Origin of the sequence: Acidomonas methanolica (assembly GCF_004346035.1) — a bacterium.
Classification (GTDB): Bacteria; Pseudomonadota; Alphaproteobacteria; order Acetobacterales; family Acetobacteraceae; genus Acidomonas; species Acidomonas methanolica.
Genome location: NZ_SLZN01000056.1, coordinates 1 through 8,498, shown reverse-complemented (window position 1 = coordinate 8,498; position 8,498 = coordinate 1). Strand labels below are relative to the sequence as shown.

General features: G+C 56.6%; 11 protein-coding genes. 7 read left to right on the top strand and 4 right to left on the bottom strand.

All coding sequences use genetic code 11. The features are described 5' to 3' along the window. Positions 1-51: 51 nt before the first annotated feature. Complete coding sequence (locus EDC31_RS17850; protein WP_165920212.1) at positions 52-387, bottom strand: hypothetical protein; 336 nt, start codon at positions 385-387, stop codon at positions 52-54. Then, the gene (locus tag EDC31_RS16775) at positions 384-860 is read right to left on the bottom strand and encodes a DUF2840 domain-containing protein (protein WP_042062777.1); all 477 of its coding nucleotides are present in this window, start codon (positions 858-860) and stop codon (positions 384-386) included. The genes EDC31_RS17850 and EDC31_RS16775 overlap by 4 nt, the downstream gene beginning before the upstream one ends. Positions 861-1,142: 282 nt before the next feature. Between EDC31_RS16775 and EDC31_RS16770 the strand changes: the two genes are divergently transcribed. Next, the gene (locus tag EDC31_RS16770; RefSeq protein WP_081797960.1) at positions 1,143-2,381 is read left to right on the top strand and encodes an MFS transporter; all 1,239 of its coding nucleotides are present in this window, start codon (positions 1,143-1,145) and stop codon (positions 2,379-2,381) included. A 415-nt stretch (positions 2,382-2,796) separates the two neighbouring features. Here the strand turns inward: EDC31_RS16770 and EDC31_RS16765 are convergent, their stop codons facing one another. Next, a complete protein-coding gene (locus EDC31_RS16765) occupies positions 2,797-3,222 on the bottom strand; it encodes a hypothetical protein (RefSeq protein ID WP_132127189.1) in 426 nt (141 codons plus the stop codon). Then, positions 3,219-4,187, bottom strand: a complete 969-nt coding sequence (locus EDC31_RS16760; protein ID WP_132127188.1) for a BPSS1187 family protein — start codon at positions 4,185-4,187, stop codon at positions 3,219-3,221. The genes EDC31_RS16765 and EDC31_RS16760 overlap by 4 nt, the downstream gene beginning before the upstream one ends. A 58-nt stretch (positions 4,188-4,245) precedes the next feature. Between EDC31_RS16760 and EDC31_RS16755 the strand changes: the two genes are divergently transcribed. The 6 genes from EDC31_RS16755 to EDC31_RS16730 all read left to right on the top strand — a co-directional run bounded on the left by EDC31_RS16755 (position 4,246) and on the right by EDC31_RS16730 (position 8,407). Next, the gene (locus tag EDC31_RS16755; RefSeq protein ID WP_132127187.1) at positions 4,246-4,821 is read left to right on the top strand and encodes a hypothetical protein; all 576 of its coding nucleotides are present in this window, start codon (positions 4,246-4,248) and stop codon (positions 4,819-4,821) included. Then, positions 4,822-5,172, top strand: coding sequence for a hypothetical protein (locus EDC31_RS16750; RefSeq protein ID WP_042062772.1), 351 nt, complete (start codon positions 4,822-4,824; stop codon positions 5,170-5,172). Between the two features lie 70 nt (positions 5,173-5,242). After that, positions 5,243-5,479, top strand: a complete 237-nt coding sequence (locus EDC31_RS16745) for a type II toxin-antitoxin system CcdA family antitoxin (RefSeq protein ID WP_042062779.1) — start codon at positions 5,243-5,245, stop codon at positions 5,477-5,479. Continuing rightward, the gene (locus tag EDC31_RS16740) at positions 5,479-5,784 is read left to right on the top strand and encodes a CcdB family protein (protein ID WP_042062770.1); all 306 of its coding nucleotides are present in this window, start codon (positions 5,479-5,481) and stop codon (positions 5,782-5,784) included. The genes EDC31_RS16745 and EDC31_RS16740 overlap by 1 nt, the downstream gene beginning before the upstream one ends. Positions 5,785-5,904: 120 nt before the next feature. Then, positions 5,905-7,593: a recombinase family protein gene (locus EDC31_RS16735; protein WP_132127186.1), complete on the top strand. Its 1,689-nt coding sequence runs from the start codon at positions 5,905-5,907 to the stop codon at positions 7,591-7,593. Positions 7,594-7,771: 178 nt separating this feature from the next. Then, complete coding sequence (locus EDC31_RS16730; protein ID WP_243697818.1) at positions 7,772-8,407, top strand: Arm DNA-binding domain-containing protein; 636 nt, start codon at positions 7,772-7,774, stop codon at positions 8,405-8,407. Positions 8,408-8,498 lie beyond the last annotated feature (91 nt).

Here is an 8,498-nt window from a genome sequence, read left to right as displayed (position 1 = left end):
ACCATGCGCCTGACCTGATCGAAAACGACTTCCGCACATGACTGGGGACCGTCAAACTGGCGACACTTCCGGCGACGATGACCAATCGGTCAGCCCGCGTTCGTCGTGCATCCGGGCCGCCCGTCCACCGCATGCGGATGGTGTTCCGGATGCGGGAAAACTCGTGTCACTGAACACCGGATCGTTCGTCGAAAGGGTGTTCGAAGGAGCGCCAAAGGCGACCCAAAATAGATGCGGCGGCACAGCCGACGCCTTCCGCTCGCGGCGCGAAGCAGCGCGTTGTCCCGGCACAAAATGGACGCGATAAATGGATGGAAAAGTTGGCCGGAAAGGGAAGGAAAAGAAACGGGCAAACGTCGGTAGGCCGACCATGGACAGCACGCTCATTGCAACGCGCGACGACGCAGCCATGCCCGATGCCGCGCTTTGGTGTAGGCGTCGGGCTGTTGCCGCGCCTCCAGCCGATGATGCACATGCCGCCAGTAATCAGGACTGACCTCTATCGGGTCGATGTCCTGCGCCTCGACCGCGTCGATCACTTCGAGCACACGCTGGACGCGCGGCCATGAACTCTGATGCAGCAACACCTCGCCGCCGGGCTGCACGCAGGAGACGGTCTGGTAGTCTTCGCCGGAGCCGACCGTGCGCACGATGTCGATGTGCGATTCAACCGTGCCATACGCGTTGGCGGACCAGCGAATGAAGACGAATACGCTGCCAGGGGCGAAGCTCAGCACACGCCGCTGACGGTCCAGAATCGTGTCCGCGACCGGGCGGCCGAAGCGCAGCCAGCGTTCCACCCGCTTCTCGATCCACGTCAGTTCGACCGTCGTGATCAGCGCGGAGGGATTGTCGGTCATCGCGTTCACTCCTTTTCTATGGTCCACTCCCCGGACAGTAGGAATAGAGCCGCAAGAATGATTGCGACTGATGTCGTTCCTACCTACCAGTCCGGTGCTCCTGTCGTTCTTGGCGTGAAGCCACGCGGACGTCTGGAACGGCGGGGAAGTGCACTGACCACACCAGATGCATCACGCGGCTTGCCATCCAGCGGAATCGGCACGATCAACACCCGCCAACTTTCTTGAGTCCAAACTAAGAGCCGTCTTGACCCTTACTCTCTGGTACATTCTACTTACAAGATGATACCAATCCGTAATTATCCAGAAAACCTCGGCGTTCTTGGCAACAGTAATTTCGCAGTATTCCTCACCGCTACATTCCTATCCAATATGGGAAGCGCTCTGGTCCCGGTAGCATTGTCTTTCGCCCTGTTTGCCAAAGGAGCCGGGACTGTGGGCGTGAGTGCGGTGCTCTCAGCCGAGGTTCTTCCAATGGCGTTGCTACTGCTGTTTGGGGGCGTTCTTGCCGATCGGTATCCACCTCGTCGTATCATGGTAGCTGCCGACCTAACGCGGACATTGACGCAGACGGCGCTTGCCGCATTGTTGTTTCAGCCTTTCCTATCATATATTGCAGTTGTTCCGCTTTCTGCACTCCTCGGGCTCGGTAATGCATTGGACGCGCCCGGTCGGAATCGACTGCTGACCCAGATCGTGCCCTCCGCGTTGCTACCGAGCGCCAACTCCCTGATTATGATGGCAATCTCTTTTGCAGGGCTCTTGGGGCCGGCCATCGGAGGGTTACTTGTTGCTAGTGTCGGCGCGGGGTGGGCGGTTGCGCTGGATGCGCTCAGCTATCTGGCCAGTGCGAGCTTGTTGTTGGCACTGACGCCCCAAAAAGGATTGTCGGCTGAAGACAGCGAACCGGGCATGCTGACTGCTCTGCGTGAAGGGTGGACAGCATTCGCCGGCAGGCCCTGGCTCTGGATGATGGTTTGCCTGTTTGCTGTGATGCAGACGCTATCATGGGCCCCCACGGAAATCCTTGGTGCGTCGATTTTTTCTCGCCAAGTGCATGGTGCCCCATATTGGGGCTTTCTTCTTTCCGCGATGGGGATTGGTGCGATGATTGGCGCCTTGATGGCTTTGCGTCTGCGGCCGAAACAGCCCATCCGTGCAGTCCTGTTGTGGCTCCTGATCTATCCGTTGACCCCAGCATGCCTGGCCGGTTCGTGGCCGTTCTGGGCGCAAGGGCTTTGCTTTTTCCTCGGTGGGATTGAGATGGCAAATGTTAACGTCGTCTGGGAGAGCACGCTCCAGCGCGCGGTCCCGCCAGAGATGCTTTCCCGCGTGTCCGCGTATGACGCCTTGGGTTCCTTTTGCCTGATGCCCTTAGGGTATGTCTTGGCAGGTCCGATGGCCTTAATCTTTGGCATAGGCGGAACCTTGTGGTTGGGCGCAGTTATCGTGGTGATATTCATTGTAGGTCTGCTACTCTTTGGTAGAGTGCGAAGTGTTGCATTAGCTGATTTCCCGTGAGCCGACACCCAGATACTATAGCCGGTCGGAATTTCGATGCCCGCTTTCGAACATTCACAGAAAAGCGCTATACGTGCTATATGAGACGACTGCCTCCTCTCTGCTTCTCGATCAGTGAGCAGCCCAATCGGTCACCATACTGATGCCAAGCCAGTCCTGTGCCCAGATCGGCGCGGCTCTGTTTCACGGGCTGATCCGGCGGGATGGTGTTCTACGGAGCCTGACTCGACAGGCAAAGCATGATCGAAAATGACAAGGGCTTTCGACAGCAACAACATGACATGAAAGCCAAAAAAGCTGAAGGTCTGTTGTTAGTATCTACCCTTATGATCTAGATATTAATATAAAAATAAAGGCAATTATACAAATATATTCATTTCTAAATAATTTATTCGGCCCTTTGTTTATCTATGATTTATTCAATATATTTTACAACAAACCGAACTTTCGTAGTTCCCCTTGTCGGGGCATATGTTAGTGACCCGACCGCAGTAACTGGCTTACCGACGAGATCTGACAACGCTACCCTCGCTTCCGGACCAGTAGAACCAGCAACCATAGATTTTTGCACAAGAACAATGTCAAAATATTTCTGGTTGGTGACAGGCGTATCGATTTGGCTGCCACCGCCGATATCGACCGGACTATTGATCTCAAGTCGCAGGACTTTACATTCAGGAGCCATACGCTGCCCTTCAGAGGCAATACAGGGAACGCGCTGTATCGAACCGTGAACGCTGACTGTCGACGGTTCGTAGCTTAAAAATTCTCGGGCATTCAGGCTGGAAACAGGCACAACCCCAAGGATGACAGCCAGTATCCCGCTTGTATATGTATTCATGGCGCAGAGTCCTCGTCTCGACCACGTCCATCCCCCAACATCAGATCCCACAAGGGCTTCTCCATGAATGAACCATTGGGGGTTCTCGGCGTACAGCCAAGTTCAGCAACAGCCCAGTGGTTGGGCAGATAAAGACCTGATCCAGGCTTACATTGTGCTGCGTCAGTAACCAATCGAATATGATCAGGGGAGATACCGAGAGCGGCGTAGGTCTTCTGCATCCATTGCGCGTTCGCTTCGCGAGCCGAGTACATCCCCCACCAGCGGTCAGCGGGCGTAGCTGAAGGCGAAGAAAGCCACGAAGCAACACTATTGGTCGCTTGATAGTGGTCCCAGGGACTGGAAAGAAGGATTACTCGCGCGACAGTTGTTGTTTTCGCAAAAAAAGCAGCCAGGCCAGCACCTTGAGAGAACCCTGAGACAGCAATATTCACCCACCGAGGCTGTCCCTGATCGAGATATTGATCCCAATGCTCTGCTGGCCACTTACGATGAAGATACCGCAACATTGAAGCCGTGCGGGCTACCAGCCCCTCCGGTGTGGAAACATTTAATCCTTTCATAGGAGCCCCACCGAAAATCTTGGCTTTGCGATAGTCTGAAAAACATGGATCATTCGATTGATCACACAGCAGTGTCCCTGGTGGATTATAGACATAATCAATCATAATAACGCGATAGTGATGTTCCAGGGCATCGGCAATAAAAGGAATATTGGGTGTCTGACGAAAGGATTGGGCACCTCCAAAAAATACAAGAAGGCGACCATCTTCACTGGCATTCTTCATATATCCTGCGACATTTCGTGCGTCGCTTTTGACAATGCCAGAGTCAGTATCACTTGGATCAACGTCATGCTCTACGATTTGACTGGACCAGTCGTCAGCCATTCCGTTTGTTGGCCATATAAAGAAAACAGACAACAGAATAAAAATGCCTTGTATAAAATGACGCATGCTGGCCATTCCCAGGTCATTGTTGAAGTGTGTAAATTAGCACAAACACGGTGACCCTGTCCCGCACATGCCCTCGCTTCAAGGTAAGAAGACACGCCTGCATATCCACTCTCCGGAAAAGCAAAAATCAAACCAAACGTCCAGCAAGAACACTGAAGGCACCGTCGTCACCCAATCAGCGAGTCGCATCGACAAACCAACAATTCACCAACTTGTGATTGTTCAATCTGCGGGCAAAACACCGCCACATGTACGCCTGGCTACGCCCCAGTACGCAGCAACTGATACACGCCGACAATCCATTGGAATGGCTTGGTTTTTTCGGTTGCGCGGCATTTTTCAGCGCGTGATGCTGCCGTCCTCTCCAGACGGAAAGGGCAGCACAATGACGGACGAAAACCGCATATCGAACGCCGGACCGAAATTTCCGGCCAACGATAACAAACCCACGGACACTGTCCAGTCCGCCCATCCCGATCCGGCCATGAAAGCTCGAACGGACGCATTGATCCTCATTCTGGCGCGCCTACTGGGGCGACAGATTGCTCGTGAGGAATTTGAGCGACGACTATACAATATTGCTAACGACAACTTTCCTCCCGATGCACCAGTGCAGGACGGACCCAATAACCAAAGGGATTAGATGACACAGCTTATTCCCCTCCTGACGGCCTTCGGTCTCGGCTCAATTATCACCGCCCTGATCCAGTCATGGCTGACCCAACGTTCTAAAGAGAAGGAACGGGCGTTTCAGGAGAAACAAACGGCATATGTCGGATTGCTTGAGGCTTATCATCGAGCCGCCGTCGAGGGGACCGATGAAACATCGAAGCAATTCGCTTACTGGCAGATGCGATGTGAGCTAGTCGCGCCGCACCAGGTGCGGGACGCGATCAGGCGGATTGTCGAAACGAACGATGACCGGACGGGACGTCGGCGAGCCGACCATGACATGAAGACGGCCATGCGCGCCGATCTCGGAATTACACAATAAGAGTATATATCGCTCACTTGAAATGCGCATTTCTTATGCGCATAATGTACCCATCAAAGGGAGCCGTCCGATGCCACCTTCAATCGATACCCGCCGTGCCACGAACGTCACATTGCCGGTTCATCTGCTCACCGAAGCGCGAGCCCTTGGTCTCAACATTTCCCAGGCATGCGAGCAAGGTCTCGCTACAGCGCTCGCCGCCCGCAGGCGCGAAAACTGGCTTTCCGAGAACAGTGACGCGATCCAGTCCTGGAACGAGCATGTCGAGACGCACGGCCTGCCGCTGGCCGAGTATCGGGCGTTCTGATGGCGCGTCTCGATGTCTATCCCATGCCGGGCAAGCGTCGCGCAGGGTACGTGGTCGATGTTCAGGCGGAACTCCTGTCCAAGCTGGCAACCCGAATGGTCGTTCCACTGATCCCGGCCTCTGATGCGCCGCCGCCGATCAGCGAGTTGAATCCCATCATCGAAATTCAGGACGTGCCACACGTTTTTCTGACGCAGGCATTGGCCAGCATTCCAGTTTCAGAACTCCGTAAGCCCATCTGTTCCATCGATACCCATCATGACTCCATCACGCGCGCGCTGGATGTCCTGTTCGTTGGTTTTTGAAACGCTCCCACGCATTGATTGGGCCAGTTTCGACTGCCGTGACCGATATAAAATGATTTCTATTTCTCTTTGCCGTCAGGAATAATCAGCCGCCATTCCTTCTTTCATCAGGAGTCCGTCATGACCCGTGTCGCGCTCTATGCCCGCTATTCCTCGGACAACCAGCGGGCGGCCTCAATCGAGGACCAGTTCCGTCTTTGTGAGGAGCGCGCCAAGCGCGAGGGCTGGCAGGTCGTGGAGTATTACCGTGACGCGGCGATCTCCGGGGCCAGCATGATCCTGCGCCCCGGCATCCAGACTCTGCTGCGCGATGCCCAGGCTGGGCAGTTCGACATCGTGCTGGCCGAGGCGCTGGACCGCGTCTCCCGCGACCAGGCCGACGTCGCTACTCTCTTCAAGCGGCTACAATTCGCCGGGGTGCAGATCGTAACCCTGGCCGAAGGCGAAATCTCCGAACTGCATGTCGGCCTCAAAGGCACCATGAACGCCCTGTTTCTCAAAGACCTCGCCATGAAGACCCATCGCGGCCTGCGCGGCCGGGTCGAGGCCGGCAAGTCCGGCGGCGGTATCTGCTACGGCTATAGTGTCGTGCATCAGATGGACGCACGGGGCGAACTGATCCGGGGTGACCGCGAGATCGACGACGCGCAGGCGGAGATCGTCCGCCGCATCTTCCATGAGTTTGCGTCGGGCCGAAGCGCGCTTTCCATCGCCAGCCGCCTGAACGAGGAAGGCATCGCCAGTCCCACAGGTGGCAAGTGGAACAACACCACCCTTCGCGGCAACGCCCTGCGTGGCACCGGTATTGTGAACAATGAGCTTTATGTCGGACGCCTCGTCTGGAACCGGCTGCGCTATCTGAAAGACCCGCAAACCGGCAAGCGCGTCTCGCGGCTGAACCCGCAATCGGAATGGATCATCACCGAAGTGCCCGAACTGCGGATCATGGACGACAATCTCTGGCAGGCCGTGCGCGACCGTCAGGCGCTCATCGCCGAGAAGAGTGTCAACATCAGCGCGGGTATCCGCGCCTCCCTCAACAAGCTGAACGGGCAGCGCCGCCCGAAATCCCTGCTCTCCGGCCTTGTGTTCTGTGGCGTCTGCGCCGGTCCCTGCTCGATCCGGGGCGGCGACCGCTTCGCCTGCTCCACCCATATGGATAATCGCTCCTGCACCAACAAAACCACCATCCGCCGTCCAGCACTGGAAGACCGGGTGTTGTCCGGTCTCAAGGACCGGCTGATGACGCCGGAAGCGGCGGCGGAAGCCATGCGCGCCTATGTCGAGGAAACGAACCGCGCCAATCATGAGCGCCGCGCCAGCACGGCGGGATGGCAGACAGAACTCACCAAATTGCGCAAGGGGCTGAAACAGATGCTCCAGGTGATCGAGGATGGCGGCTACACGCGCGGCATGGTCGAGCGCATGCGCGAGATGGAAGCCCGCGAGGATGAACTGATCGCCCTGCTCGCTGCCCAGCCCCAGGACGTGCCGGATATCCATCCCAATGTCGCGGGCATCTTCAAGCACAAGGTCGAACGACTGGCCGAGACGCTGAACCATCCCGAGGACCGGCAGGAAGCGTCCGAGGCCATCCGCGCCCTGATCGAGCGGATCGTGCTTCATCCCGGCAAGGGCCGGGGCGAGATGCACGCCACCCTCCATGGCGAACTCGGAAACCTGCTCGACTTCGCCGCGTCACGCGATCAGGGGGCCAAAAACACGAACACTCCCGGAGCCAGGGCCTCGGGAGTGTCGGTATCGGGTATTGCGGGGGTAGGATTTGAACCTATGACCTTCAGGTTATGAGTTCCAGTCGAATACTTACACTTTTGCCGCGCGCAGCCAGTTTTTCTACGATAAATGGCGGTTTTCCTTACGTTTTTACTCGGAGCATGGTACACTCCCCTACGGCTGGAATCGCCCCATTTCTCCCCCAAATGATTCCTATTTGATTCCAGTGATTCCAACCAAGGGAGGGTTCCCCATGGTCAAGATCACGAAACGTTCCGTCGAGGCCGCCGCCAAAACCGGCAAGGAGTATTTCCTCTGGGACGACGAACTTCGAGGCTTCGGTCTGAGAGTCCATCCCTCGGGCCGGAAAATCTACCTCGCCCAGTTCCGCGCGGGCGGGCGCATCCGCCGTGTGAATATCGGGCCACATGGTCCGATCACACCAGATCAGGCTCGTACCGAGGCGATGAAACATCTGTCTGATGTCCGGCTGGGCAGCGATCCCGGCGCGCAGCGTGACCGCCTGCGCGCTGCCGCGACCATGAAGGAGTTTGGCAAGCGATTCCTCGAGGAACACGTCGCCTCGCACTGCAAGCCCTCGACACAGTATGAGTATCGCCGCTGCGTGGACCTGTTCATCACGCCGAAGCTGGGAACGCTCAAGGTTATCGACGTCACCCGCGCCGATGTCGTCGAACTGCACCAGGGATTGAAAGAGACACCCTATCAGGCCAACCGGGTGCTGGGCGTGCTGTCGATCATGTTCACTCTGGCCGATACCTGGGGCGTGCGTTCGGACGGGATCAATCCCTGCTGGAAGGTCAAACGCTACAAGGAAGTGAAGCGCGAGCGTTATCTGACGCCGGAGGAACTGGCTCAACTAGGGTAACCGGCCGCTTGAGACCGCCCTTGATCAAGCTGCCTGTTTGTGAAGTGTTGCCATAGGCTGCCAATTCCACGGCAACAGTTCGTGCAGACGA

Bases quoted from the DNA above. Each gene is read 5' to 3' on its own strand.
- EDC31_RS17850 (WP_165920212.1), bottom strand. From the start codon at position 387: ATGAGCGTGCTGTCCATGGTCGGCCTACCGACGTTTGCCCGTTTCTTT.
- EDC31_RS16775 (WP_042062777.1), bottom strand. From the start codon at position 860: ATGACCGACAATCCCTCCGCGCTGATCACGACGGTCGAACTGACGTGG.
- EDC31_RS16770 (WP_081797960.1), top strand. From the start codon at position 1,143: ATGATACCAATCCGTAATTATCCAGAAAACCTCGGCGTTCTTGGCAAC.
- EDC31_RS16765 (WP_132127189.1), bottom strand. From the start codon at position 3,222: ATGAATACATATACAAGCGGGATACTGGCTGTCATCCTTGGGGTTGTG.
- EDC31_RS16760 (WP_132127188.1), bottom strand. From the start codon at position 4,187: ATGGCCAGCATGCGTCATTTTATACAAGGCATTTTTATTCTGTTGTCT.
- EDC31_RS16755 (WP_132127187.1), top strand. From the start codon at position 4,246: ATGCCCTCGCTTCAAGGTAAGAAGACACGCCTGCATATCCACTCTCCG.
- EDC31_RS16750 (WP_042062772.1), top strand. From the start codon at position 4,822: ATGACACAGCTTATTCCCCTCCTGACGGCCTTCGGTCTCGGCTCAATT.
- EDC31_RS16745 (WP_042062779.1), top strand. From the start codon at position 5,243: ATGCCACCTTCAATCGATACCCGCCGTGCCACGAACGTCACATTGCCG.
- EDC31_RS16740 (WP_042062770.1), top strand. From the start codon at position 5,479: ATGGCGCGTCTCGATGTCTATCCCATGCCGGGCAAGCGTCGCGCAGGG.
- EDC31_RS16735 (WP_132127186.1), top strand. From the start codon at position 5,905: ATGACCCGTGTCGCGCTCTATGCCCGCTATTCCTCGGACAACCAGCGG.
- EDC31_RS16730 (WP_243697818.1), top strand. From the start codon at position 7,772: ATGGTCAAGATCACGAAACGTTCCGTCGAGGCCGCCGCCAAAACCGGC.